Source organism: Nocardia thraciensis (assembly GCF_054782435.1).
Genome location: NZ_BAAGSM010000017.1, coordinates 51062 through 77381 on the forward strand (window position 1 = coordinate 51062; position 26320 = coordinate 77381).

A 26320-nucleotide genomic window follows, 5' to 3' on the forward strand; every position below is an offset into this window, starting at 1 on the left:
TATCGAACATATGTTCAAGCGTATTTCGGACGTGGCGATCCCGTGTGTCCGGGCTGACCGGCGGCAGGCTGGTGGGCGCGCACGAAATCGACCACGGCGTCGGAGAATTCGTCGTTGACATCGCTCGCGGCAGTGTGCGCCGCCCCGCCGATCTCGACGTACTCGAGGTGCGGGACCAGGCGCCGGAAGTCGGCGACGCCCTGTTCGCTCACCACGTCCGACAGCCGTCCCCGCACCAGCAGGACGGGCATGGTGAGCCGCCGGGCGGCATCCTCGAGGACCGCGCTGTGCAGTTCTATGTCCTCCCCGCGCCCGGACATCATCGCCGGATCCCAATGCCAGTACCAGCGGCCGTCCGCCCGCTGCCGCAGGTTGCGGCGCAATCCCTCGGTGGTGCGCGGGCGCTTGCGATGCGGCAGGTACTCGGCCACCGCGTCGGCGGCTTCGTCGAGGGTGGCGAAGCCCTCCGGGTGGCCGCCCAGGAACTTCAGCACCCGCTCGACGCCCTTGTGCTCCGGGCGCGGCACCACATCCACCAGGACCACGCCCGCGATCAGCTCGCTGCCAGGCCGGGCGGTCGCGAGCAGGCTGGTCAGTCCGCCCATGCTGGCGCCGACGAGGATCGCGGGCCTGCCCAGCTCGGCGAGGATGCCGAGCAGGTCGGCGGTCATCGCCTCGCGGGTGTAGTCGCCGTCGGGCGCCCAGTCGCTCTCGCCGTGCCCGCGCGCGTCGAGCAGCACGGCCCGCAGTCCGACCTTGGCCAGCGCCGCGCCGGAGTCCTTCCAGGAATGGCGGGTCTGGCCGCCGCCGTGCAGGAATACCGCCAGTGGACCGTCATCGGGTCCCCAGCTCTCTCCGGCGAGCTGGATCCCGCCGTATCCGCGGAAGGTGAGGCGACGCGGTTCGGTGAAATCGGCTTCGTTGCTCACGACATGAGCATGACACAGGTTCTATTTCTGGTATACGCCGTATGAACGATCGCCCGTGCTCCGGCGTCGCCACACCTCGGCCGCCCGGTCGGACCGATCGCCTGATGCTCGGACATCCGCGCAGGTGGCGGCGCTCACAGGCGCACCCCCGATGCCGGGTGTTTGCGGGAGCGCTGCTAGGCTCACTGCTCGAAAGACATCCTTTAACGGACCGTCCGGCGAGGCGGGGAAGGAGGTCGGCATGGCTGTGCCCGAAGACCGCGGCGGCCGCGTCAGGCCCGACGGCGGCAGTTCGCAGCGCCACGATCCCGAATTCGTGCGGGCCGGGCGCGAGTTGCTGTCGGCGCAGGATGTCGCCCGCACCATCGCGCGCATGGCGCACCAGATCATCGAGAAGACCGCCCTCGATTCCGCCGATCCCGATGCCCCCCGGGTCGTGCTGATCGGAATCCCCACGCGCGGAACGTCACTCGCCGCCCGGCTCGCCGAGCGGATCGAGGAGTTCTCCGGCGTGCGGCCCGCCCTGGGCTCGCTGGACATCACGCTGTATCGCGACGATCTGCGCAACCGCCCGCACCGCCCGCTGGAGCGGACCTCGGTGCCCGAGGGCGGTGTCGAGGATGCCCTGGTGGTGCTGGTCGACGACGTGCTGTTCTCCGGCCGCAGCGTGCGGTCGGCGCTGGACGGCCTGCGCGATCTGGGCCGCCCCCGCGCGGTGCAGCTGGCGGTGCTGATCGACCGAGGCCACCGCGAACTACCCATCCGTGCCGACTACGTGGGAAAGAACGTGCCCACTTCCCGCAGCGAGGACATCTCCGTGCTCTTGACCGAACACGACGGCCGCGACGGCGTCTACCTGCATCAAGGGGAGGCCGACGCGTGAAACATCTGCTGTCGGTGACCGATCTGGATCGTGCGGGCGCGGACGAACTGCTGAACGACGCACAGCGTTTCGAGCAGGCGCTGCTCGGGCGCGAGGTGCGCAAGCTGCCGACGCTGCGGGGCCGCACGGTGATGACGGTGTTCTTCGAGAACTCCACCCGCACCCGGGTGTCGTTCGAGGTGGCGGGCAAGTGGATGAGCGCGGACGTGATCAACGTCAGCGCGTCGAGTTCGTCGGTGTCGAAGGGGGAGTCGCTGCGCGACACCGCGCTCACCCTGCACGCCGCGGGCGCGGACGCGCTGATCGTGCGGCATCCGGCCTCCGGCGCGGCGCATCAGATCGCCCGCTGGTTCGGCGAGATCGACGCCGGCGCGGGCGGTTTCGCGGGTCCGGGCCCGGCGGTGATCAACGCCGGCGACGGTACTCACGAGCACCCGACCCAGGCGCTGCTGGATGCGCTCACGCTGCGGCAGCGGCTCGGTGAGCTGGACGGCAAGCGCGTGGTGATCGTCGGCGACATCCTGCACAGCCGGGTCGCCCGCTCGAATGCCTTCCTGCTGAGCATCCTCGGCGCCGAGGTGGTGCTGGTCGCCCCGCGCACGCTGCTGCCGGTCGGCGTCGACCAGTGGCCGGTGCGGGTGTCGCACGCGCTGGACGCCGAGCTGCCCGGCGCGGACGCGGTGATGATGCTGCGGGTCCAGGCCGAGCGCATGAACGGCGGCTTCTTTCCCTCGGCGCGCGAGTACTCGATCAGCTACGGGCTGAACGAGCGGCGCCTGGCGCTGCTCGATGACCACGCGGTGGTGCTGCATCCGGGGCCGATGCTGCGCGGGATGGAGATCGCGGCATCGGTGGCCGATTCTCCGAAAACCGCTGTGCTGCAGCAGGTGACCAATGGAGTGCATATGCGCATGGCGGTGCTGTTCCGCCTGCTGATCGGAACCGGGGAGGCGGTGGCATGAGGGTGCTGATCAAGAATGTCCGCCTCTACGGCGAGGGCGATCCGGTCGACGTGCTGCTCGACGACGGCGAGATCCGCCAGATCGGGACCGATCTGGGCATCGTCGACACCGAGACCGTCGACGGCACCGGGCAGATCCTGCTGCCGGGCTTCGTGGACCTGCACACGCACCTGCGCGAACCCGGCCGCGAGGACACCGAGACCATCGAATCCGGCTCCGCCGCGGCGGCATTGGGCGGATTCACGGCGGTGTTCGCGATGGCGAACACCAGCCCGGTCGCCGACACCGCCGTGGTCACCGATCACGTGTGGCGGCGCGGGCAGGAGGTCGGCCTGGTCGACGTGCACCCGGTGGGCGCGGTCACGGTCGGGCTGGCGGGCAAGCAACTGGCGGAGATGGGCACCATGGCCGCGGGCGAGGCCGGGGTGCGGCTGTTCTCCGACGACGGGCACTGCGTCTACGACCCGCTGATCATGCGCCGCGCGCTGGAGTACGCGAACTCGCTGGGCGTGCTGATCGCCCAGCACGCGGAGGAGCCCCGCCTGACCGGCGGCGCCGTGGCGCACGAGGGACCGACGGCCGCACGGCTGGGCCTGGCCGGATGGCCGCGCGCCGCGGAGGAGTCGATCGTGGCCCGCGACGCGCTGTTGGCCCGCGACGCGGGGGCGCGCGTGCACATCTGCCATGCCTCCACCGCGGGCACCGTGGAACTCGTGAAATGGGCCAAGGGGCAAGGGATCTCGATCACCGCCGAGGTCACGCCGCATCATCTGCTGCTCGACGACTCGCGGCTCGAGACCTACGACGCGGTGAACCGGGTGAACCCGCCGCTGCGCGAGGCCTCCGACGCGCGGGCGCTGCGCCGGGCGCTGGCCGACGGCGTGATCGACTGCGTGGCAACCGATCACGCGCCGCACGCCGAACAGGACAAGTGCTGCGAATTCGCCGCGGCGCGCCCCGGCATGCTGGGCCTGGAGACCGCGCTGTCGATCATCGTGCGGACGATGGTCGAGCCCGGACTGCTGGACTGGCGCGGCGTCGCCCGCGTGATGAGCGAGAACCCCGCGCGGATCGCGGGACTCGACGATCAGGGCCGTCCGCTCGCGGTCGGCGAACCGGCCAATCTGGTGCTGGTCGAGCCGGACACCTCGTGGACGGTGCGGGCGAAGGAGCTCGCGAGCATTTCCGACAACACGCCGTTCGAGGCGATGACCCTGCCCGCGCGGGTGACGGCGACGTTCCTGCGCGGTCGGGTCACCGCCCGCGACGGCAAAGCGGTGGGGAAAGAGAGACGTTAGATGGAGCGAACGCTGTGGGTGGTCGCATTCCTGGCGCTGTTCGCGCTGTGCCTGTGGCTCATGTACCGGGCGTGGCAGAAGCGGGCGCTGCGGCAGGCGTCCTCGATCGGCGAACTGCCGCCGGTGCCCGCCGAACTCGGCGCGCAACTGCTGGAGCCGACCACGGGGATGTACCTGGGCAGCACCCTGGCGCCGAGCTGGATCCAGCGGATCACGGTGGGCGACCTGGGTTTCCGGGCCACGGCGGAGCTGACCCGCTTCGAGCGCGGCATCCTGCTCGAGCGCGGCGGGGCGGCCGCGATCTGGATTCCGCAGGAGGCGATCTCGGCGGTGCGCACCGAGCGTGGTCATGCGGGCAAGGTGATGACGGAAGACGGTGTGCTGGTGATTCGCTGGACGTTGCCGACCGGGACCGAGGTGGATACCGGGTTCCGCGGTGACGACAAGACGGTGTATCCGGCCTGGACGAAGGGCGCGACCGGCACGATGACGGGAGACGACAAGACGTGAACGACGCGGTGATGGTGCTGGAGGACGGCCGGATGTTCCGCGGCGCGCCGTACGGCGCGGTGGGCGAGACGCTGGGCGAGGCGGTGTTCTGCACCGCGATGACCGGATACCAGGAGACGCTGACCGATCCGAGCTACCACCGGCAGATCGTGGTGGCCACGGCCCCGCAGATCGGCAACACCGGCTGGAACGACGAGGACGACGAGTCGCAGAAGATCTGGGTGGCCGGGTACGCGGTGCGCGATCCGGCGCGCCGGGCCTCGAACTGGCGCGCCACCACCACGCTGCAGGAGGAACTGGAGCGCCAGCACGTGGTCGGCATCGCGGGCATCGACACCCGCGCGCTGGTTCGCCATCTGCGCACGCGCGGGTCGATGAAGGCGGGCATCTTCTCCGGCGACCTCGCCGCCGCGCCCGCCGACGAACTGCTGGCCCGGGTGAACGGCCAGCCGTCGATGCTCGGCGCCGACCTGGCCGGTGAGGTCAGCACGGACGACGTCTACACCATCGAGCCGACCGGCGAGCGCCGATTCACCGTGGTGGCGGTCGATCTCGGCATCAAGACCAACACCCCGCGGATGTTCGCCGAGCGCGGCATGCGGGTGCACGTGGTGCCCTCGAGCGTCACGCTCGACCGGATCAGGGAGCTGAACCCCGACGGGGTGTTCCTGTCCAACGGCCCGGGCGACCCGGCCACTCAGGACGACGCCGTCGATCTCACGAAAGCCGTTCTGGGCGAAGGACTTCCGCTGTTCGGGATCTGCTTCGGCAACCAGATTCTCGGCCGCGCACTGGGTTTGAAGACCTACAAGATGAAGTTCGGCCACCGCGGCATCAACGTGCCGGTCGTCGACCACGCCACCGGGCAGATCTCCATCACCGCGCAGAACCACGGCTTCGCGCTCGAGGGCGAGGCCGGGCAGCGCTTCGACACCCCGTTCGGCGCCGCGGAGGTCAGCCACACCTGCGCCAACGACGGCACGGTCGAGGGTGTGCACCTGGTCGACGGCCGCGCGTTCTCGGTGCAGTACCACCCGGAGGCGGCCGCCGGGCCCCATGACGCCGCCTATCTCTTCGACCGTTTCGCCGGTCTCATGGAAGGAGCCTGATGCCACGCCGCGAGGATCTGCGCCACATCCTGGTGATCGGCTCGGGACCGATCGTGATCGGCCAGGCCTGCGAGTTCGACTACTCCGGCACCCAGGCGTGCCGGGTGCTGCGGTCGGAGGGCCTGCGGGTCTCGCTGGTGAACTCCAATCCGGCCACGATCATGACCGACCCGGAGTTCGCCGATTCCACCTATGTGGAGCCCATCACGGCGGAATTCGTCGAGAAGGTCATCGACAAGGAGCGCCCGGACGCGATTCTCGCGACGCTGGGCGGCCAGACCGCGCTGAACACCGCCGTCGCGCTGCACGAGCGCGGGGTGCTGGAGAAGTACGGGGTCGAGCTGATCGGCGCCGATTTCGAGGCCATCCAGCGCGGTGAGGACCGGCAGAAGTTCAAGGACATCGTCGCGAAGGTCGGTGGCGAGTCGGCCCGTTCCAAGGTCTGCTATACGATGGAGGAGGTGCGCGAAACCGTCGCGGAGCTGGGCTTCCCGGTCGTCGTGCGACCCTCCTTCACCATGGGCGGGCTGGGCTCCGGAATGGCCTACAACGACAACGATCTCGACCGGATCGCGGGCGGCGGCCTCGCGGCGTCGCCGACTGCCAACGTGCTCATCGAGGAATCCATCCTGGGCTGGAAGGAATTCGAGCTCGAGCTGATGCGCGACGGCCGCGACAACGTGGTCGTCGTGTGCTCGATCGAGAACGTCGACCCGATGGGCGTGCACACCGGCGATTCCGTAACCGTCGCTCCCGCAATGACTCTCACCGACCGCGAATATCAGAAGATGCGCGATCTCGGCATCGCCATCCTGCGCGAGGTCGGCGTCGACACCGGTGGCTGCAATATCCAGTTCGCGGTGAATCCGGCCGACGGCCGCCTGATCGTGATCGAGATGAACCCGCGCGTCTCGCGCTCGTCCGCATTGGCCTCCAAGGCGACCGGTTTCCCGATCGCCAAGATCGCCGCCAAGCTGGCCATCGGCTACACCCTCGACGAGATCGTCAACGACATCACCAAGGAGACCCCGGCCTGCTTCGAGCCCACGCTCGACTACGTGGTCGTCAAGGCGCCGCGGTTCGCGTTCGAGAAGTTCCCCGGCGCCGACCCGACGCTGACCACCACCATGAAGTCGGTCGGCGAGGCGATGAGCCTGGGCCGCAACTTCGCCGAGGCCCTGGGCAAGGTGCTGCGCTCACTGGAGACCAAGGCCACCGGCTTCTGGACCGGGCCGGACGGCGAATGGACCGATGTCCCCGCGATTCTCGACGACCTGCGCGTCCCCACCGAGGGGCGCATCTACCAGGTGGAGCGGGCGCTGCGACTGGGCGCGAGCATCGAGGACGTCGCCGCCGCCTCGGGCATCGACCCGTGGTTCGTCGCCGAGGTCGCCGGGCTGGTCGAGCTGCGCACCGAGGTCCTCGACGCTCCGGTGCTGGACGAGTCGCTGCTGCGCCGGTCGAAGCACTACGGGCTGTCCGATCGCCAGATCGCCGCGCTGCGACCGGAACTGGCGGGCGAGAACGGCGTGCGCGAGCTGCGCCACCGGCTCGGCATCCGCCCGGTGTACAAGACCGTCGACACCTGCGCGGCCGAGTTCGAGGCCAAGACGCCGTACCACTACTCGAGCTACGAACTCGACCCGGGCGCGGAGTCGGAGGTGGCGCCGCAGCGCGAGCGCGCGAAGGTGATCATCCTCGGCTCGGGCCCGAACCGCATCGGTCAGGGCATCGAATTCGACTACTCGTGTGTGCACGCGGCGCAGACGCTGTCGTCCGCCGGGTACGAGACGGTGATGGTCAACTGCAACCCGGAGACCGTCTCCACCGACTACGACACCGCCGACCGGCTCTACTTCGAGCCGCTCACCTTCGAGGACGTGCTCGAGGTGTACCGCGCCGAGCGCGAGTCCGGCACGGTCGCTGGCGTGATCGTGCAGCTCGGCGGGCAGACGCCGCTGGGCCTGGCGCAGCGGCTGACCGAGGCGGGCGTCCCGGTCGTGGGCACCTCCGCGGCGGCCATCGACCTGGCCGAGGACCGCGGCGAATTCGGGGACGTGCTGCTCGCGGCCGGGCTCCCGGCGCCGAAGTACGGCACCGCCACCACCTTCGAGCAGGCCGAGAAGATCGCCGCCGATATCGGCTATCCGGTGCTGGTGCGGCCGTCGTACGTGCTCGGCGGGCGCGGCATGGAGATCGTCTACGACGAGCAGTCCCTGGAGGGCTACATCTCTCGGGCCACCGAGCTGAGCCCCGAGCACCCGGTGCTGGTCGACCGCTTCCTCGAGGACGCCATCGAGATCGACGTCGACGCGCTGTGCGACGGCGACGAGGTCTATCTGGGCGGCGTGATGGAGCATATCGAGGAGGCCGGTATCCACTCCGGCGACTCGGCGTGCGCGCTGCCGCCGATCACCCTGGGCCGCAGCGATATCGAGGCGGTGCGCCGGTCCACGGCGGCGCTGGCCAAGGGCATCGGCGTGCGCGGGCTGCTGAACGTGCAGTACGCGCTGAAGGACGACGTGCTCTACGTGCTCGAGGCCAATCCCCGTGCCAGCCGGACGGTTCCGTTCGTCTCCAAGGCCACGGCGGTGCCGCTGGCCAAAGCGGCGGCGCGAATCATGCTGGGCGCCACCATCGCCGAGCTCCGCAAGGAGGGCATGCTGCCCGCCGAGGGCGACGGCGGTCACGCGCCGCTGGACGCGCCGGTCGCGGTCAAGGAGGCGGTGCTGCAGTTCCACCGCTTCCGCCGCCCCGACGGCGCCGGTATCGACTCGCTGCTGTCGCCGGAGATGAAGTCCACCGGCGAGGTGATGGGCATCGACGCCGATTTCGGCACGGCCTTCGCCAAGAGTCAGACCGCCGCCTACGGATCGCTGCCCACCGAGGGCACGGTTTTCGTCTCCATCGCCAACCGGGACAAGCGGGCGATGGTGTTCCCGGTCAAGCGGCTGCACGATCTGGGGTTCCGCATCGTGGCCACCGAGGGCACGTCGGAAATGCTGCGCCGCAACGGGATTCCGTGCGAGACGGTGCGCAAGCACTCGGACCCGCAGCCGGTCCCGGGCGGCGACGCGGCGCCGCCCGGACCGTCGATTGTCGACCAGATCAAGGATGGCGAGATCGACATCGTGTTCAATACTCCCTACGGCAACTCGGGACCGCGGGTGGATGGCTACGAGATCCGCACCGCCGCAGTGGGGGCCAATATTCCGTGTATTACGACGGTGCAGGGCGCGGCCGCGGCCGTGCAGGGCATCGAGGCAACGATCAACGGCGGAATCGGGGTGCGCTCGCTGCAGGAGCTGCACGCCGTACTGCGAGGCTGACAAGCTGACAGGAGACAGCGGTGGGAACCATCGGGTTTGGCGCGGGAGCTCGGCCGGTCGGCGCCGGGCGAGTGAAACCGCGGCGGCGATCGGTCGAGATGCAGGCCCCAGCGGGCGGGGGCGACATCCGGGGTATGCGCAACGTCGGCGGGTACAGCACCGTCGGCTTCCGCTCCACGCCGCGGATCGACCGTGAACCCGCCGAGCGGGAACCGGCCGTCGCGGAACGGGACCTCGCGGCCATAGATCGGGAACTGGCGATCATCGATCAGGAACTGGCGGACGCCGATCGGGAACTGGCGGCCGCCGGTGCTGCCGCGGACGCGCGGCCCGCCGCGGTGACGCGGTGACCTCGTTCGGCGTTCGGCTGCGCGAGGCGATGGGCCGCTGCGGCCCGCTGTGCGTCGGCATCGACCCCCATCCGTCGCTACTGCGCGCCTGGGACCTGACCGAGGACCTCGACGGCCTGAAGCGCTTCGCCGACACCTGCGTCGACGCCTTCGCCGGCGAGGTGGCCCTGGTCAAACCACAGGTGGCGTTTTTCGAGGCCTACGGTTCGGGCGGTTTCATGGTCCTCGAGGACACCATCGCCGCGCTGCGCGAGGCGGGCACCCTGGTGCTCGCCGACGCCAAACGCGGCGATATCGGCTCCACGATGGCCGCCTACGCCGCGGCATGGCTCGGTGACGGCCCGCTCGGCTGCGATGCGGTGACGGCCTCGCCTTATCTCGGATTCGGTTCGCTCGCACCGGCTTTGGAGCTAGCGGCGGCCAACGACCGCGGAATTTTCGTGCTCGCGGCCACCTCGAACCCGGAAGCCGCGCAGTTGCAGCGGATCACGGCGGCCGATGGGCGCACGATCGCCCAGTCCGTCGTCGACGACGCGGCCGTCCGCAATGTCGGCTCCGCCTTCGGTTCGGTGGGCGTGGTCGTCGGCGCCACCGTGGCGGAGGTGCCGAACCTGCGCCTGCTCAACGGCCCGATCCTGATGCCCGGCGTCGGTGCGCAGGGCGGCGGGCCCGAATCCGTCCGGGCGCTGGTGCCGCGCGACAGCTTCGCCGCGGCCGTTCCCGCCGCCTCCCGCGAGGTGCTCGCCGCGGGGCCCTCCGTCGAGGCATTGCGCTCACGGACCAAGGAACTCACCGACTCGTTCGCGTTTCTGCAGAACTGAGCGATCCGGCGCCCGGGGTGGGCGCCGGAGCCCCGCTGCGCGTCCCGTCCGCCGCGCCCGTCCGGGAAACTACATGCCTGTGTTTACCGCTGTAGGCGGCCCTTTCGGGGCCCGAGAGGGGTGTCTGTGGGCGGCCGAGCAGTTCTCGCTCGCGACTCCGGGGAGGTCTCCTAAAGCGACACGCGGGGTCGAAAACGTGCGACACGCCGAAAAATCCAGAAAAGTCCTGGTCGCGGGATAACGGGTGGATTACGACGCCTCGAGTCCGTCGCCGAACCGGTCATTTGCCCGGTTACGGCGGTGAAAACCGCAGGCCACGAGGCTGCGGGCGAATTCGGCGGTAGGATCTGCGCAACCGGCGGAATCGTGGGTGAGGGGGCGTCCGCACGGCCGCTACCGTGCCCGAATCCGGCGCTGACCTGGGGGGTGGGTTCGCAATCGGCACGCCGCGTGGGTACGGTCGCACAGACCGCCGGGTTACCGGCGGGAGATGAAGCAATGAACGATGAGACGGAGGAACCGTGGCCCTTCCCCAGCTGACTGACGAGCAGCGCGCCGCTGCTTTGGAGAAGGCGGCTGCCGCTCGCCGCGCTCGGGCAGAGCTCAAGGAGCGCCTGAAGCGTGGCGGCACCGACCTGAAGACGGTCCTGAAGGATGCCGAGACCGATGAGGTCCTGGGCAAGATGAAGGTGTCGGCGTTGCTGGAGGCCCTGCCCAAGGTCGGCAAGGTCAAGGCGGCGGAGATCATGAGCGAGCTGGAGATCGCACCGACCCGCCGTCTGCGGGGCCTGGGCGATCGCCAGCGCAAGGCGTTGCTGGCGAAGTTCGACCAAGCCTGATCCGAGGGTGGTCGAGCACACGCAGAAGGGTCGGCTGGTAGTACTGGTCGGCCCCTCGGCCGTCGGCAAGTCCACTGTGGTCCGGTGTGTCCGCGAGCGGCTGCCGGACCTGGTCTTCAGTGTGTCGGCCACCACCCGGGCCCCGCGGCCCGGGGAGGTCGACGGCCGCGACTACCGGTTCGTGACGAGGGCCGAGTTCGACGCCATGATCGAACAGGGGGAATTGCTGGAGTGGGCCGATATCCACGGCGGCCTGCAGCGGTCGGGCACCCCGGCCGCACCGGTCCGCGCGGCGGTCGCCGCCGGTAAACCGGTGCTCGTGGAGGTGGACTTGGCGGGGGCGCGGCAGATCCGAGCGGCGACGTCGGAGGCCGTGCTGGTCTTTCTGGCCCCGCCCAGCTGGGACGAGCTGGTGGCGCGGCTGACCGGGCGTGGCACAGAATCGCCCGAGGTGATAGAGCGTCGCCTGCAGACCGCGAGAACCGAACTCGCGGCGTGTGACGAGTTCGACACCGTGATCGTGAACGACGACCTGACCAGTGCCTGTGAGCAGTTGGTATCGTTGTTCGTTAGCACAAATTCGAGATAAGGGCGGCCGATCGGGCCGACGGCCCTCGTTATCGGGCCATGGGTCCGATGGCATTCGTCGTCTCGGCGACTGCCGGGACCGCCCCCATGCTCGCAACCGGCTGGATTTCCACCACGACCCGCAGGAGCCTCACCAGTGAGCGACACCAAGACCGTGCCCGCGTACGACACCCCGGTGGGCCTGACCAACCCGCCGATCGACGAGCTGCTCGAGCGCACGTCGTCGAAGTACGCGCTGGTCATCTACGCGGCCAAGCGGGCGCGCCAGATCAACGATTACTACAACCAGCTCGGCGACGGCATCCTCGAGTACGTGGGCCCGCTGGTCGAGCCGGGCCTGCAGGAGAAGCCGCTGTCGGTGGCGATGCGCGAGATCCACTCCGACCTGCTCGAGCACTCCGAAGGCGAGTGACGTAGGGGCTTACCGCCGCCCACCTCCACCGGACCGAAGAGGCTAGACATATGCGGATCGTTGTCGGCGTGGGCGGCGGAATCGCCGCCTACAAGGCATGCTCGCTCGTTCGCAAATTCACCGAGACCGGGCATGACGTCCGGGTGATCCCCACCGAGTCGGCGTTGCAGTTCGTCGGCAAGGCCACGTTCGAGGCGCTGTCGGGCAACCCGGTGAATACGGGCGTGTTCGCCGACGTCCCGGAGGTGCCCCACGTGCGCCTCGGTCAGGAGGCCGACCTGGTGGTGATCGCCCCGGCGACGGCCGACCTGATGGCGCGTTCGGCCATGGGCCGCGCCGACGACCTGCTCACGGCCACGCTGCTCACCGCGCGATGTCCGGTGCTGTTCGCCCCGGCCATGCATACCGAGATGTGGGAGCACCCGGCGACGGCCGCGAACGTCGCGACCCTGCGCTCGCACGGCGCCATCGTCATGGAGCCGGCCGCGGGCCGGTTGACCGGCGCCGACACCGGCCCGGGGCGCCTGCCCGAGCCCGAGGAGATCTTCGCGCTGGCGTCGCTGCTGCTCGAGCGCGCCGATGCCATCCCGCGCGACCTGGAGGGCCGCCGCATCGTGGTGTCGGCGGGCGGCACGCGCGAACCGCTGGACCCGGTGCGATTCCTGGGCAACCGCAGCTCGGGCAAGCAGGGTTTCGCACTGGCCCGGCTGGCCGCCCAGCGCGGCGCCCACGTCACGCTGGTCGTCGGCAACACCATCGCTCTGGAGCCACCGGCCTCGGTCGAGTTGGAGCACGTGACCACCGCCGAGCAGCTCGGTGTCGCGGTCGATAAGCACGCCGTCGGGGCCGATGCGGTGATCATGGCGGCCGCGGTGGCCGACTTCCGGCCCACCAACGTCGCCGCAGCCAAGATCAAGAAGGGTGCGGGCGAACCCGACCGGATCGATCTTACCAAGAACCGCGACATCCTGGCGGGCCTCGTGCAGGCCCGGCGCGACGGCCGCCTGCCCGGGCTGGCGATCGTCGGATTCGCCGCGGAGACCGGGGACGAGCACGGCGATGTGCTCACCCACGCGCGCGCCAAGCTCGAGCGCAAGGGCTGCGATCTGCTCGTGGTCAACGCGGTCGGCGAGGGTAAGGCGTTCGAGGTGGACAACAACGACGGCTGGCTGCTCGGCGCCGACGGCACCGAACAGTCGCTCGACCACGGGTCGAAGTTGTTGCTGGCCAGCCGCGTACTGGATGCGCTGGGACCGCTGTTGCGCTGAGGCGCAAATGGTTTCGGCCTAGTATGCAAAGACGCGCGCAGTGCACAATGGCATTACGCGCGAAGTTGCACCGACTGCCAAAACGGGGCCCTGTGGAGGCGGTAGCGGGTAGTGACGGGCGGTAGCCGCTGGTAGCGGCGCCGCGCGGGCACCGGAACCGCACCGCGTCGGTGGTTTGGAATAGTCTGAGACAAAGGGTTGCGCGGTGACGCGAGTTCGTTACTGTCGCAACCCGGTACGAAGACCCGTTGAGGGAGAGGGAAGAACTGTGCGCACGTCCGGTAGCCGGCTATTCACGAGCGAGTCCGTGACCGAGGGTCATCCGGACAAGATCTGTGATGCCATCAGCGATTCCGTCCTCGACGCGCTGCTCGCGCAGGACCCCCGCAGCCGTGTCGCGGTCGAGACCTTGGTGACGACGGGCCAGGTGCACGTCGCCGGTGAAGTGACCACCTCGGCCTACGCGGATATCCCGAAGATCGTCCGCGAGAAGGTGCTCGAGATCGGATACGACTCGTCCGCAAAGGGTTTCGACGGAAACTCCTGCGGCGTGAACATCGCGATCGGCGCGCAGTCGCCCGATATCGCCCAAGGCGTGGACACCTCGCACGAGGCCCGGGTCGGCGGCTCCGACGACGAGATCGAGCGCCAGGGCGCGGGCGACCAGGGCCTGATGTTCGGCTTCGCCACCAAGGAGACCCCGGAGCTGATGCCGCTGCCGATCGCGCTGGCGCACCGGCTGTCGCGGCGGCTGACCGAGGTCCGCAAGTCCGGCGTGCTGCCCTACCTGCGGCCCGACGGCAAGACCCAGGTCACCATCGAATACGACGGCGCCAAGCCCGCGCGGCTGGACACGGTGGTGGTCTCCACCCAGCACGCCGCCGATATCGACCTGGACAATCTGCTGTCCCCCGATATCCGCGAGAAGGTCGTGGACGCGGTACTGGCCGATCTGGAGCTGCCCGAACCGTTCGACACCTCCGATTTCCGGCTGCTGGTGAACCCGACCGGCAAGTTCGTGCTCGGCGGCCCGATGGGCGACGCCGGGCTGACCGGCCGCAAGATCATCGTCGACACCTACGGCGGCATGGCCCGCCACGGCGGCGGTGCCTTCTCCGGTAAGGATCCGTCGAAGGTGGACCGCTCGGCCGCCTACGCCATGCGCTGGGTCGCCAAGAACGTCGTCGCCGCCGAACTGGCCGAGCGGGTCGAGGTGCAGGTCGCCTACGCCATCGGCAAGGCCGCCCCGGTCGGCCTGTTCGTGGAGACCTTCGGCACCGAGACGATCGATCCGACCAGGATCTCGGCGGCCATCGCCGAGGTGTTCGACCTGCGCCCGGGCGCGATCATCCGCGATCTGGACCTGCTGCGCCCGATCTACGCGCCCACCGCCGCCTACGGCCACTTCGGCCGCACCGACGTCGACCTGCCCTGGGAGAACACCGATCGGGCCGACAAGCTGCGCGCCGCGGCAGGGTTGTGATCGGCTGCCATTGACCGAGGCCGGGCCCGAAGCGCCAGCCGACGCACCGGTGGCGCGCCCCATCGCACGGGTGCTGCCGATGCTGGAACCGGCACATCTGGATCGGGATTTCGACTACCTGGTCCCCGCGGACATGGACGCGCTCGCCCAACCGGGTGTGCGCGTCCGTGTGCGTTTCTCGGGCCGTTTGATCGACGGGTTCGTCCTGGACCGCCTCGAAAAGACCGACCACACCGGCCGATTGATGAAGCTGGAGCGCGTGGTCTCCGGCGAACGCGTCCTGACCCCGGAAATCCTGCGTCTGGTCACCGCGGTCGCGGCCCGCTACGCGGGGACCCGAGCCGATGTCCTGCGCCTGGCCATCCCACCCCGACACGCAAAGGTGGAGGCGGAAAAGCCACGCGCGCAGAAGGATTCGGTCGACAGCGGCGGCTCGGACGGTGCGATGTCTCCCGGGATGCTCGCCGACGACGGTGCGCCCGGCACTCGTGGCGCGGGGGGTGCGGTCGGTGACTCCGGGGCGAATTTTGTTGTGCCCGTTGATCTCTTGAAGGACCAAGCCTGGGGGAGGTACCGGCACGGCTCCTCGTTCCTGCGTGCGCTGGCGCAGGGCAAGGGCCCCCGGGCGGCGTGGCAGGCGGTCCCGGGGGAGGATTGGGCGCGGCGGCTGGCGGAGCTGGCGGCCGTGGTGGTGGGGAGTGGGCGCAGTGCGGTGCTGATCGTCCCCGATCAGCGAGATCTGGATCGGGTGTCGGCGGCCTGTGCGGAGCTGGTGGGGGAGGCGGCCGTCGGTCTGGCGGCCGGACTGGGTCCGGCGGCTCGCTACCGGCGCTGGCTGGCGGCGCTGCGGGGCACGGCACGCGTCGTGATCGGCACGCGCAGCGCGGTTTTCGTGCCCGCGCAGGATCTGGGGCTCATCGCGATCTGGGACGACGGGGACGATATGTACGCCGAGCCACGATCGCCGTACCCGCATTCGCGGGAGGTGGCGATGCTGCGGGCGCACGAGACGGGTGCGGCGTTCGTCGCCGGGGGCTTCTCGCGGACCGCCGAGATCCAGGCTGTCGTCGAATCCGGTTGGGCGCACGATCTGCTCGCCGATCGGGCAGTGGTGCGACAGTGCGCGCCCCGGATCAGCGCTCCCGGCGACAGTGATGTTGCGCTGGAACGAGATCCGGTCGCGCGCGCTGTGCGGATTCCCGCGGTGGCCTTCACCGCGGCCCGTAAGGCATTGGCGGCGGGGGAGTCGGTACTGGTCCAGGTGCCGCGCCGCGGCTACGTCCCCGCCCTGTCCTGCGCGAAATGCCGTACCCCGGCCCGTTGCCGCCACTGCAACGGACCACTGGCCTTGCCGGATGGAAACGGCGCCGCAGCCGGCGCGGCACAGGCTGGTGTGCCGGAATCGGGCGAAACCGGTCCCACGCGTTCGGGCTCCGCTCGCGACCTCGGAGTTGCCTTGTCGCGCAGTGCTTCCGGGGAGGTCGCGCACAGTCCGAGCTGTCGGTGGTGCGCTAGGACCGAGCCGGTGTTCCGGTGCTCGTCATGTGGTTCGAGGGCATTGCGGGCGGTGGTGATCGGGGCGGCGCGGACGGCGGAGGAACTGGGCCGGGCCTTCCCGGGCGTGCCGATACGGGGGTCCGGCGGTGCGTCGGTGCTGGACCACGTGCCCGACGAGCCGCAGGTCGTGGTCGCGACCATCGGAGCCGAACCGGCGGCGCCGGGCGGCTACGGCGTGGCCCTGCTGCTCGACGGCTGGGCCCTGCTGGGCCGCGCGGACCTGCGCGCGGCCGAGGACGCGCTGCGCCGCTGGATGTCCGCGGCCACGCTGGTCCGCTCCAGCGGCCGGGTGATCGTGATGGCGGAGCCGTCGCTGCCCACCGTCCAAGCCCTGGTGCGCTGGGATCCGGTGACTCACGCGGTGTTCGAGCTGGAGGCTCGCACCGAGGTCCGCTTCCCGCCCGCCGTCCGGTTCGCCGCGATCGACGGCACCACCGACTCCATCGCCGAATTGCTCGGCGAGGCAAAGCTTCCCGCGGACATCGAGGTCCTCGGCCCGGTGCCGCTGCCCCCGGGAGTCCGGAAACCGTTCTCCTCCGGCGATTCCCCCGCCGAGGTCGAGCGCATGATCCTGCGCGCGGACCGCCGCTCGGGCGCGGCCCTGTCACGCGCCCTCACCGCCGCCCAGGCCGTCCGCAGCACGCACCGCTCCGACGCGCCGCTGCGAGTACAGATCGATCCCGTCGATATCGGCTGAGCGGTGAGCATCCGCTTCCCTCGGTTTCGGCAATTTTCGGGGACAGCGATGAGTTCTCGGAGGATGCTCCGTCCTATCCGTTGAACGCGCTACCAACCCGGCGCGACCGACCAGGAGGACCGGAAATGACTACCGCCAACCCCGCCGCCCACTTCTCCGACGACGCCACCTACCGTCCGGGCAAGGTGCGCAACCGCGTGCTGTGGACCCTGCAGATCCTGCTCGGGCTCTTCTTCGTCATCGCCTCCGGCGGCCCGAAGCTCGTGATGCCGAACGCCTTGATCGACAGCGCTCCGGAGAATTTGACTTTCCCGTTCGGGCTGCTCATCTTCATCGGAGTGGTGGAGGTCGCCGGGGGCATCGGTTTGATGGTGCCGCGGTTGAGCGCCCTGGCCGCCGCGGGACTGTCGGTTCTCACCGTGCTCGCCGCCGGGACGCAGGCGTTCATCGCCGACAAGCCCGCGATGGCGATCTTCCCGCTGGTGCTCGCCGCGATCTTCGGCTGGATCGCCTACGAGCGCCGTGCCACCGTCACCGATCTGCGCAAGTCGCTGTCGCGATGACACATTCCTGAGCACGACCGGCGATCGGTGGACCACCCACCGATCGCCGGTTCGTGCGTTCCGGGATCGATCGCTCGTCGGGTTGGCAGCGATCGGTCCGGCGGCCATCTGGTCCGCGACGCCAGGATTCGGGCGCCGCGCCAGGTGGCCGCCGTCGCGCTCGGAGGGCGACGGGTCAAGCCGCCGGTGCGGCCAGCCGCGCCAGCCGGGCCTTGATATCGAGGCGGCGGCGGCCGCGCAGGGTGTAGAGCACCAGTAGGCCGATGATGGCCCACTGCACCGGGTTCATCAGGCCGACGGCGACCGAGACCGGCAGGGCGAAGATCAGCAGCAGCCGCACGACCGCGTCGACGGCGAGCCCGGTGGCCCACACGGCGGTCGATCGCCGGAATGCCTGCCTGACCTCGGAATCGCTGTGCCACAGCGTGTTCCACAGCTGGTCCCGGTTCCGTCCGGGCGCGTGCAGGCGTTGCGCCATGCCGAACAGGGCGGGGCGGCCGACCACGCAACTGGCCAGCAGCAGGACGCTGATCACCGCGGACGTCACGGGTTCCTTGATCAGCATCATGCGGTCGTCGCCACCCAGCAGGGCCAGGGCGAGCCCGAGCGCGTTGAGACAGAAGGCGAAGGCGGCGAGCCCATCGATCCGGCGCTGGAATCCCGCGACGACGATCACCCACAGCCCGGCCGCGATCGTCGACCACACCAGGGCGACGAACTCGGTGCGGCCGAGTGCGAGGAGCACGTAGAAGACCGCGGGCGACAGCCCGATGGCGGCCACCGTGAACAAGAGGTTCCCTGCCCTGCGCGAGCGCGGCCGGGATGCGGAAGGGCTTGGCAGTACTGCGGTTTCGGTCATCGGACACTCTCCGTGGGGCTGCGGGTGGTCGTCGGAAACGGTAGTCACGCACCCCGCCCGTCCACTTCGGCGCCCGGGTGGAGAAGACGATCTCCACCCGGGGGCCGACTCGCCCCGCCACGGAGCAGGCAAGAATGCTGAGGTACCGGAGAGGAGGAGTGCGATGGAGCGGCTGCGGCGGGTCGGTCGATCGCTGCTGGGCGGGGATCCGGAATCCGGCCCGCTCATGCGGATCGTGGGCACGGCGCTGCTCGGGGTGAACGTGGTGTTCAACCACCATTCCCCGGTCGCGGTGTGGCTGTGGGTGATGCTCGGGGCGGCGTACGCCTGCTGGATGGTCTACGCCGTCTACCGCCGTCGGCGCCCGCGGTTGTCGCTGGCCGCGATGGCGGTCTGCACGGTGGTGGCGGCCGCCGCGTGCGGACCCGCGCCGGACTCGTCGGCGCTGGTCTTGCTGTGCGCGGCGACGAGCGTCGTCGCGGAGCACGTGGTCCTGCGTGTCGCGGTCATCGCGGGTGTCTTCGTCGCCACCGTCGCCGTCCTCGCCGGAAGCCTGCTGCTGGCCGGGCGAACGGCGACGACACTGGCTGCATACGCGGGAATCCTGCTGATCGTCCTGCTGCTCGGGTTGTCTCGGCGCCAATACCGGATCCGGGTCCGGCAGACCGAACAGTTGCTGGAGCAGACCCGGCGCGCGCAGCACGAGCACACCCGCGCGGCCGCGCTGGACGAGCGGGCCCGGATCGCCCGCGAGATGCACGACGTCCTGGCGCACTCGCTCGGCGCGCTCAGCGTGCAGTTGGAGGTGGCCGAGGCGCTGCTGAGCGAGAAGGGGGATCTCGACGGAGCGCTCGCTCGAGTACGGCAGTCGCGGCGGCTGGCCGTCGATGGGCTCGCCGAGGCGCGCGGCGCGGTGGCCGCGCTGCGCGACGACGTCCCGCCGCTGCCCGACGCGGTGCGCCGGCTGGCCGAGTCCTACCGGCGCGACCATCACCTGGATGCGGAGTGCCGGATCGATGGTGCGCCGCGGGCGGTGGGCCCGGCGGCGACGGTATCGCTGCTGCGGGCCGCGCGGGAGGCGTTGACCAACGCGGGCAGACACGCGCCCGGCCAACCGGTCGCCGTGACGCTGGCATTCCTGCCGGAGCGGGTGCGGCTGTCGGTGCGGAACCCCTTGGACGGCACGGCGACCCGCGACGAGCAGTCCGGCGGATATGGCCTGATCGGTATGGGAGAGCGAATCGCGCTGGTCGGTGGCACGCTGTCCGCGGGTCCGGACGAACGCGGCTGGCTGGTGACGGCGGAGGTGCCGCAATGAGCGGGCAGCAGCCCGGCGACCCGATCCGGGTGCTGGTGGTCGACGACCAGCAGGTGATGCGAGAAGGCCTGGTCGCGCTGCTCGGGCTCGTCGACGAGGTGCACGTCGTCGGCGCGGTCGGCGACGGTGCACAGGCGCTCGCGGTCGTGGCCGAGTCGCGCCCCGACGTGGTGCTGATGGATCTGCGGATGCCTGTGCTGGACGGCGTCGAGGCGACTCGGCGCATCACCGAAACACGTTCTGCCACCGCGGTTCTGGTGCTGACCACCTATTCCGACGACGAGTCCATCGTGGCGGCGCTCCGGGCGGGTGCGCGGGGTTATCTGACCAAGGACGCGGGCCGGGTGGAGATCGCGGCGGCGATTCGGGCGGCGGCCGCCGGGCAGTCCACCTTCGATGCCACGGTGTCGCAGCGCCTGGTGGCCGCGCTGTCGCGATCTGACGAGTCCGCCGGGCGGAAGCCGCCGGAACGGCCCGACGGCCTGACCGGCCGTGAGGCCGAGGTGATCGGCTTGATCGGGCAGGGTCTGAGCAACGCCGAGATCGCGGCCGCGCTGTATGTCGGGGAGACCACGGTGAAAACCCATATCAACAACGCGTTCGCCAAGATCGGCGCTCGCAACCGCGCCGATGCCGTCCGGTACGCCTACCGCCACGGCCTCGCGGAACCGTAACGGGCGCTCCGCATCTCGACGCCCCCGACTAGGGCTGACTGCCGGTGATCCGCTCGATCGTCCGCTGCAGGGACCGATCGACCTCGGCCCGATCCGCCCCCATCCCGACGAGCAGATCCACCGTCGCCGGGACGAGCACCGTTGCGACGCCGTTGCCTTCGGGGCCCAGATACTTGCTCACCTCCAGCATCACCGCACCGTGCATCAACGCCCACACGCGTGCGGCCACCGGCCGCGCGGGGTCCTGGCGCAGCTGTCCGCCGTCGATCATCCGCTGCACCGCGTCGACGAGGTGTTCGAAGGTTTCCGCGCCGACCGCCTCCGAGACCGGACCGGCGGTGAAATCGCAGGCGAGGGGTTGCCGGGTGTGCTGTGCGGTCAGGCCGAACATCAGCCGGTACCGCTGCGGGCTGGCGAGCGCGTAACTGTGATACGCGTAGCCCAGCGCGAAGAAGTCGGCGACCGGGTCATCGGTGTGCGCGATGCTCGCCAGTGCCGTGCCGAACCGCGTGAACGCCTCGGCCGCAAGGGCTTCCAGCAGTCCCGTCATCCCGCCGAAGTGGGTATAGACCGTCATCGTCGAGGCCCCGGCGGCCGCGGCCACCCGCCGGGCCTGCAGCGCCTCGGGGCCGGCCTCCTCCAGCATCGCCAGGCCGGTCTCCAGCAGTTGCTCGCGGGTGGCCGCGCCGCGGCGTCGCGCGGTGCTCTGCTGCCGGGAACTCACCATTGTCTCCTCTGCATAACCCGGTTATTGTATGAAACATAACTTGGTTATGCCTATCTGGGGAGTCCTTATGGACAATCGCTACCTCGCGGGGGTGTTCTCCCCTGTCCAGCAGGAGCACACGCTCACCGATCTCCCGGTCACCGGGGCCATCCCGGACCACCTCGACGGTCGCTATCTGCGCAACGGACCCAATCCGGTCGGCGAGCTGGATCCCGCTCTATACCACTGGTTTTCCGGCGACGGCATGGTGCACGGCGTGCGCATCCGCGACGGCGCCGCCGAGTGGTACCGCAATCGCTGGGTCCGGGGCCCGGCCACCTCCGCGGCGCTGGGCGAGCAGCCGCTGGTGCGCGCGCGGGGCGTCGGCGCCAACACCAACGTCATCGGCCACGCGGGCCGCACGCTGGCGCTGGTCGAGGCCGGACTGCCGAACTATGAACTGACCGACGAACTCGATACGGTCGGCATCTGCGATTTCGACGGCACGATCAGCGGCGGATACACCGCCCATCCCAAACGCGACCCCGACACCGGTGAGCTGCATGCGGTGTCGTACTCGTTCCGGGGCGGCAACCGGGTGCAGTACTCGGTGATCGGCGTGGACGGCCGGGCGAAACGCACGGTCGACATCGAGGTCCGCGGCGCGCCCATGATGCACGACTTCTCGCTGACCGAGAACTACGTGATCCTCTACGACCTTCCCGTCACCGTCGACCCCCGGGTCACCGCCGAGATGGCGGTGCCGCGCGGGCTCCGGCTGCCGGTGCGGCTGCTGCTGTCGGCCGTGATCGGCCGCCTCCGGCTGCCGAATCCGCCGGCGGCGAAACAAGTCTCGCCCGCCAAGGACCGGCGACTGCCCTACGCCTGGAACCCGAAGTATCAGGCCCGCGTCGGCGTCATGCCCCGTGCGGGTGGCAGTGCCGATATGCGCTGGTTCGATATCGAGCCCTGCTACGTCTTCCATCCCCTCAACGCCTACGACGACGGCGACACCATCGTGCTGGACGTGGTGCGGCACCCGAAGATGTTCGACGCCGACCGGCTCGGCCCCAACGAGGGCCCGCCCACGTTGGAGCGCTGGGAGGTGGACCTGAACGCGGGCAAGGTCCGACAGTGCCGCTTCGACGATCGGAGCCAGGAGTTTCCGCGGATGGACGAGCGCCGCACCGGCAAGCGGCACCGTTACGGATACGTGCCCGCGGTCGGGGCGCACGGGGGCGGGGCCGCGACGCTGTACAAGCACGACCTGCTCTCCGGAACCACCGCCACCCGCTCGTTCGGTGCCGGAAAGAGCCTGGGGGAGTTCGTGTTCGAGCCGTCGGCGCCCGATGCCGCCGAGGACGAGGGGGTCCTGATGGGTTTCGTCTACGACGCCCCGACCGACCGAAGCGACCTGGTCATCCTCGATGCCCAGACCCTGGAGACGGCCGCGAGCATCCACCTGCCGCATCGCGTGCCCGCGGGTTTCCACGGCAACTGGATTCGGTCGACCTAGCGGAAGCGCGGGTACCGGCCGGGGGTCGGTTGGCTTGTGTCGGCCCTCACAGTTGTCGAAGATGCATTGCCGATATATCGTTGATGACGTCAACCGAAGACAAGCCTGAAGGAGGCACAGTCATGGAAGACGTGGAGATGGGCGGCCGGGGATTCCGGCGTGGCCCGCGGCCCGGAGGCCGCGAACAGTTCCGTCGGCACCCGCGGGGCGGGCACGGTCCGCATGGCTTCGGCCCCGGCTTCGGCCCGTTCGGCCCGGATTTCGGGCCGGGGTTCGGCGGTTTCGGCGGACCGTTCGGCCGCGGTCGGGGACGCGGCGGCCGCGGGCGGCGCGGCGATGTCCGCGCGGCGATCCTGCTGCTGCTACAGGAGCGGCCGATGCACGGCTACGAGCTGATCCAGCAGATCCGCGAGCGCAGTGAGGACGTCTGGCGCCCCAGCCCGGGGTCGATCTACCCCGCGCTCTCGCAGCTCGAGGACGAGGGTCTGGTACTCATCGAGAAGGTCGCCGGTCGCAAGACCGCCAAGCTGACCGACGCCGGGACCGAGTACGTGGCATCGCAACGCGACGAACTCGGCGACCCCTGGCAGGAGGTCCGCGACGGCGTCGGCGACCAGGCGCTGGACCTGCGCGAACTGGTAGGTCAGCTGATGGGCGCGGTCGCGCAGGTGGCGCGCGCCGGGACGCCGGAGCAGGCGGGCAAGGCCGCCGAGGTGCTCACCGAGGCGCGTCGCTCGCTCTACCGGATCCTCGCCGACGACGAGGCTCCCGGGAAGTAGCGGCGGCCGTGGTCCCGATCGCGCGACGAGAAGCCGCGAAAGGTCGGATAATTCCCGCCTGTTCGGGGAATGATTCGTGGCATGGGACAACGGAGAGGTCGACGACCTCGGGACGTTTCACAACGGCGGTATGCCGGGGTGGCGGGTGCGCTGGCCTGTGCGCTGGTGCTGGGCGGGGGGACCGTGGTGGGCGCGGCATCGGCCGTCGCCGAACCGGTTCCGCCTCCCGGGTACCGGCCGCCGGTGGTGCCCACCGAGCCGGCCCCGCCGCAGGAGGAGCATCTGTCGGCGTCCTGGTACCTCGAGGCCCATCCGGGGGCAACCCCGGAGGGCACCAACGACTTCGGCTGCCGTCCCGGTTCCAGGCATCCGCGTCCGGTGGTGCTGGCGCACGGAACCGACGCCTCGGCCTATACGGACTGGTCGGCAATAGGACCCGCCCTCGTGCGTGCGGGGTTCTGCGTCTTCGCCCTGAACTACGGCGGTAAACCGGACGCGGTGCGCAGCTTCGGCACCGAGGATCTGTGGCTGTCGGCCCGGCAGATCGGCGACTTCGTCGACCGGGTGCTGGCGGCGACCGGCGCGGCCCGCGTGGACCTCGTCGGTTTCTCGCAGGGCGCCAACGTGACTCGATATTTCGTCAACAAGCTCGGCGGCGCCGACCGGGTGGGGCAGTGGGTGGGGCTGGCCTCGCCCAGCTACGGCGGGGTGATGTTCGGGCTGGTGCCGCTAGCGAATTCGATCCCGGGGCTGTGGTGGGCGTTCGAGCAGGTCACCTCGCGGGCGGCGGTGCAGCAGGCGGCGGGCTCGCCGTTCATGGTCGAGCTGAACGCGGGCGGCGACACGGTGCCCGGCGTGCGCTACACCACGATCGGGAGCCGGGTCGACGAGATGATCCAGCCGTTCACCAATATCGCGCTGCGCGGTCCCGGCGCGGAGAACATCGTGCTGCAGGACGTGTGCCCGGTCGACCTCACCGGCCACTTCCATCTGGTGTACGACCCGCTCGTGTGGCAACTCCTGCTCAATGTCCTCGATCCCGATCGCGCGGTCGCTCCGGAATGCCGGTTCGTGCCGCTCGGGACCGGAATTCCCGAGGTGATCCTGGGGGCGCATTCGTGATCGGGCCGACCCGGGCGGATCCGCGCCCGCCGCTCCGTAAAATGAGGCGACCGTACCTTCACGCCCGGGAGTTGCTCGTGACCATCCAGCCTGTTCGCCTGTTCGGCGATCCCGTCCTGCGCGCCCGCGCCGACGAGGTCACCACCTTCGACAGGGAACTGCGCCAGCTCGTGACCGACCTGACCGACACCATGCGCGGCAGCGGTGGCGTCGGGATGGCGGGGCCGCAGATCGGGGTCGGTCTGCGGGTGTTCGTCTACGACACGAACGCCGCCGGGCGCGATCGACCCGGCACCCGCCGGGCCGGGCACCTGGTGAATCCGACCTATGAGGTTCTCGGCGAGGAGGAGCAGACCGGGACGGAGGGCTGTCTGTCGATCCCGGGGCTGCGCTACGACGTCACCCGCGCGCTGCGGGTGGTGGCGCGCGGCGTCGACATCGACGGCGCCCCGGTCGAATTCGAGGCCGAGGGCCTGCTGGCGCGCTGTGTGCAGCACGAGACCGACCATCTCGACGGCGTGCTGTACCTGGACCGGCTGGACGCGGCGACCCGCAAGGAGGCGATGCGCGCGGTGCGCGAGTCGGAGTGGTTCGCCGCCGGGAAGACGGTCATGTCGGCGGCGGAAGTGGCCACCGCCCGGACCGCGGCGGCGGGGCGGGGCCACTGATGCGCCTGGTCTTCGCGGGCACGCCCGAGCCCGCCGTGCCGTCGCTGCGCCGTCTGATCGAATCGCCGCGGCACGAGGTGGTCGCGGTGGTGACCCGGCCCGATGCCGTCGCCGGGCGCGGCCGCAAGGTGACCAGGTCGCCCATCGCCCTGCTGGCCGAGGAGACCGGCGTCGAGGTGCTGACGCCCGCCAAACCGTCGGAGCCCGATTTCGTCGAGCGGCTCACCGCGCTGGCGCCGGACTGCTGCCCCGTGGTGGCCTACGGTGCGCTGCTGCCCCGGCGGGTGCTCGACATTCCGCGGCACGGCTGGGTGAATCTGCACTTCTCGCTGCTGCCCGCGTGGCGTGGCGCGGCGCCCGTGCAGGCGGCGATCCTGTCGGGCGACGAGATCACCGGCGCCGCCACCTTCCGCATCGAGGAGGGCCTCGACACCGGGCCGGTGTACGGCGTGGTCACCGAGAAGATCGCGGTCACCGATACCGCCGGTGCGCTGCTGGGCAGACTCGCGGAATCCGGTGCGCGCCTGCTGGGATCGACGCTCGACGGCATCGAGGACGGCACCGTGCAGGCGGTTCCGCAGGCCGCCGAGGGCGTGTCGTACGCGCCGAAGATCGACGCGGAGGCGGGGCACGTCCGGTGGGATCAACCGGCGCTGGCGATCGGCCGTCGGATCCGGGCGGTCACGCCCGCCCCCGGCGCCTGGACCGAGGTGGACGGCAAACGCCTCAAGCTGGGCCCGGTCGAACTGGTCGAGGAATCGCTGCCGCCCCGGACGGTCGAGGTGCGCAAGACGGGCGTCTACATCGGCACCGCCACCACGGCCGTGCGCCTGAACCAGGTACAGCCCCAAGGCAAACGCATGATGTCCGCCCTCGACTGGGCCCGCGGCGCCCGCCTGCGGCCCGGCGCGGTGGTCGAGTGAGCCGCCCCGCGTGGGGACAGCGCGCGGGAGCGCCGAGCCCCCGGGAGGTGACGTCATGAGCAAACCGGACAGCGGTGCGGGGCAATCGAATTCGGACAGCCGCCGCGGTGGGCGGGCGGGGCGTAATGCGGCCACTCGGAAACCAGGCGCCGGTGAT

Annotated in this window: 25 protein-coding genes; 22 read left to right on the forward strand and 3 right to left on the reverse strand. The window is 70.2% G+C overall.

Annotated features, from left to right (window positions below):
* Positions 1-14 precede the first annotated feature (14 nt).
* On the reverse strand, positions 15-929 hold the full coding sequence (locus ACYVLQ_RS08095) for an alpha/beta fold hydrolase (protein WP_460696770.1): 915 nt from the start codon (positions 927-929) through the stop codon (positions 15-17).
* 241 nt (positions 930-1170) lie between these two features.
* On the opposite strand from ACYVLQ_RS08095, the gene pyrR reads away from it, so the two are divergent.
* From pyrR to ACYVLQ_RS08170, 15 genes are all read left to right on the forward strand, one after another.
* Positions 1171-1812, forward strand: a complete 642-nt coding sequence (gene pyrR / locus ACYVLQ_RS08100) for a bifunctional pyr operon transcriptional regulator/uracil phosphoribosyltransferase PyrR (protein ID WP_460696771.1) — start codon at positions 1171-1173, stop codon at positions 1810-1812.
* Positions 1809-2774 (forward strand): aspartate carbamoyltransferase catalytic subunit, encoded by a 966-nt coding sequence (locus ACYVLQ_RS08105; protein WP_460696772.1) that lies wholly within the window; start codon positions 1809-1811, stop codon positions 2772-2774. The genes pyrR and ACYVLQ_RS08105 overlap by 4 nt, the downstream gene beginning before the upstream one ends.
* Positions 2771-4072 (forward strand): dihydroorotase, encoded by a 1302-nt coding sequence (locus tag ACYVLQ_RS08110; RefSeq protein WP_460696773.1) that lies wholly within the window; start codon positions 2771-2773, stop codon positions 4070-4072. The genes ACYVLQ_RS08105 and ACYVLQ_RS08110 overlap by 4 nt, the downstream gene beginning before the upstream one ends.
* Entirely contained in the window at positions 4073-4582 is a 510-nt protein-coding gene (locus ACYVLQ_RS08115; RefSeq protein ID WP_460696774.1) for a PH-like domain-containing protein, read from the forward strand.
* A gap of 11 nt (positions 4583-4593) precedes the next feature.
* On the forward strand, positions 4594-5691 hold the full coding sequence (gene carA, locus ACYVLQ_RS08120) for a glutamine-hydrolyzing carbamoyl-phosphate synthase small subunit (protein WP_460697005.1): 1098 nt from the start codon (positions 4594-4596) through the stop codon (positions 5689-5691).
* Complete coding sequence (gene carB / locus ACYVLQ_RS08125; protein WP_460696775.1) at positions 5691-9020, forward strand: carbamoyl-phosphate synthase large subunit; 3330 nt, start codon at positions 5691-5693, stop codon at positions 9018-9020. The genes carA and carB overlap by 1 nt, the downstream gene beginning before the upstream one ends.
* A 98-nt stretch (positions 9021-9118) precedes the next feature.
* Positions 9119-9370, forward strand: coding sequence for a hypothetical protein (locus tag ACYVLQ_RS08130; RefSeq protein ID WP_460696776.1), 252 nt, complete (start codon positions 9119-9121; stop codon positions 9368-9370).
* Positions 9367-10191: an orotidine-5'-phosphate decarboxylase gene (pyrF, locus tag ACYVLQ_RS08135; protein ID WP_460696777.1), complete on the forward strand. Its 825-nt coding sequence runs from the start codon at positions 9367-9369 to the stop codon at positions 10189-10191. The genes ACYVLQ_RS08130 and pyrF overlap by 4 nt, the downstream gene beginning before the upstream one ends.
* Before the next feature lie 521 nt (positions 10192-10712).
* Positions 10713-11030, forward strand: a complete 318-nt coding sequence (gene mihF / locus ACYVLQ_RS08140; RefSeq protein ID WP_068018717.1) for an integration host factor, actinobacterial type — start codon at positions 10713-10715, stop codon at positions 11028-11030.
* 7 nt (positions 11031-11037) lie between these two features.
* Complete coding sequence (gmk, locus tag ACYVLQ_RS08145) at positions 11038-11619, forward strand: guanylate kinase (RefSeq protein WP_460696778.1); 582 nt, start codon at positions 11038-11040, stop codon at positions 11617-11619.
* A 135-nt stretch (positions 11620-11754) separates the two neighbouring features.
* Complete coding sequence (gene rpoZ, locus ACYVLQ_RS08150; RefSeq protein WP_040708326.1) at positions 11755-12030, forward strand: DNA-directed RNA polymerase subunit omega; 276 nt, start codon at positions 11755-11757, stop codon at positions 12028-12030.
* 50 nt (positions 12031-12080) lie between these two features.
* Positions 12081-13298, forward strand: a complete 1218-nt coding sequence (gene coaBC, locus ACYVLQ_RS08155) for a bifunctional phosphopantothenoylcysteine decarboxylase/phosphopantothenate--cysteine ligase CoaBC (protein ID WP_460696779.1) — start codon at positions 12081-12083, stop codon at positions 13296-13298.
* Positions 13299-13566: 268 nt separating this feature from the next.
* A complete protein-coding gene (gene metK / locus ACYVLQ_RS08160; RefSeq protein WP_460696780.1) occupies positions 13567-14781 on the forward strand; it encodes a methionine adenosyltransferase in 1215 nt (404 codons plus the stop codon).
* 79 nt (positions 14782-14860) lie between these two features.
* Positions 14861-17035 (forward strand): primosomal protein N', encoded by a 2175-nt coding sequence (locus tag ACYVLQ_RS08165; RefSeq protein ID WP_460696781.1) that lies wholly within the window; start codon positions 14861-14863, stop codon positions 17033-17035.
* Positions 17036-17160: 125 nt separating this feature from the next.
* Positions 17161-17598 (forward strand): DoxX family protein, encoded by a 438-nt coding sequence (locus ACYVLQ_RS08170; RefSeq protein WP_460696782.1) that lies wholly within the window; start codon positions 17161-17163, stop codon positions 17596-17598.
* Positions 17599-17773: 175 nt separating this feature from the next.
* Here ACYVLQ_RS08170 and ACYVLQ_RS08175 read toward each other — a convergent pair whose 3' ends face one another.
* A complete protein-coding gene (locus tag ACYVLQ_RS08175; protein WP_460696783.1) occupies positions 17774-18457 on the reverse strand; it encodes a VC0807 family protein in 684 nt (227 codons plus the stop codon).
* 163 nt (positions 18458-18620) lie between these two features.
* Here ACYVLQ_RS08175 and ACYVLQ_RS08180 point away from each other — a divergent pair, with 163 nt between their 5' ends.
* Together ACYVLQ_RS08180 and ACYVLQ_RS08185 are read left to right on the forward strand one after the other, a co-directional pair.
* On the forward strand, positions 18621-19775 hold the full coding sequence (locus tag ACYVLQ_RS08180; protein ID WP_460696784.1) for a sensor histidine kinase: 1155 nt from the start codon (positions 18621-18623) through the stop codon (positions 19773-19775).
* Positions 19772-20449 carry a response regulator gene (locus ACYVLQ_RS08185; protein ID WP_460696785.1) on the forward strand — a complete coding sequence of 226 codons (678 nt, stop codon included), beginning with the start codon at positions 19772-19774 and terminating at the stop codon, positions 20447-20449. Before ACYVLQ_RS08180 ends, ACYVLQ_RS08185 begins: the two co-directional genes overlap by 4 nt.
* 28 nt (positions 20450-20477) lie before the next feature.
* Here the strand turns inward: ACYVLQ_RS08185 and ACYVLQ_RS08190 are convergent, their stop codons facing one another.
* Complete coding sequence (locus ACYVLQ_RS08190; RefSeq protein ID WP_460696786.1) at positions 20478-21173, reverse strand: TetR/AcrR family transcriptional regulator; 696 nt, start codon at positions 21171-21173, stop codon at positions 20478-20480.
* Between the two features lie 70 nt (positions 21174-21243).
* Here ACYVLQ_RS08190 and ACYVLQ_RS08195 point away from each other — a divergent pair, with 70 nt between their 5' ends.
* The 5 genes from ACYVLQ_RS08195 (at position 21244) to fmt (ending at position 26163) form a co-directional block, all read left to right on the forward strand.
* Positions 21244-22671, forward strand: coding sequence for a carotenoid oxygenase family protein (locus tag ACYVLQ_RS08195; protein ID WP_460696787.1), 1428 nt, complete (start codon positions 21244-21246; stop codon positions 22669-22671).
* Positions 22672-22793: 122 nt separating this feature from the next.
* Positions 22794-23450 (forward strand): PadR family transcriptional regulator, encoded by a 657-nt coding sequence (locus ACYVLQ_RS08200; RefSeq protein WP_460696788.1) that lies wholly within the window; start codon positions 22794-22796, stop codon positions 23448-23450.
* 81 nt (positions 23451-23531) lie between these two features.
* Positions 23532-24572, forward strand: a complete 1041-nt coding sequence (locus ACYVLQ_RS08205; RefSeq protein WP_460696789.1) for an esterase/lipase family protein — start codon at positions 23532-23534, stop codon at positions 24570-24572.
* A 77-nt stretch (positions 24573-24649) separates the two neighbouring features.
* A complete protein-coding gene (gene def, locus ACYVLQ_RS08210) occupies positions 24650-25240 on the forward strand; it encodes a peptide deformylase (protein ID WP_460696790.1) in 591 nt (196 codons plus the stop codon).
* On the forward strand, positions 25240-26163 hold the full coding sequence (gene fmt, locus ACYVLQ_RS08215; RefSeq protein WP_460696791.1) for a methionyl-tRNA formyltransferase: 924 nt from the start codon (positions 25240-25242) through the stop codon (positions 26161-26163). The genes def and fmt overlap by 1 nt, the downstream gene beginning before the upstream one ends.
* The last annotated feature ends 157 nt before the right edge of the window (positions 26164-26320 follow it).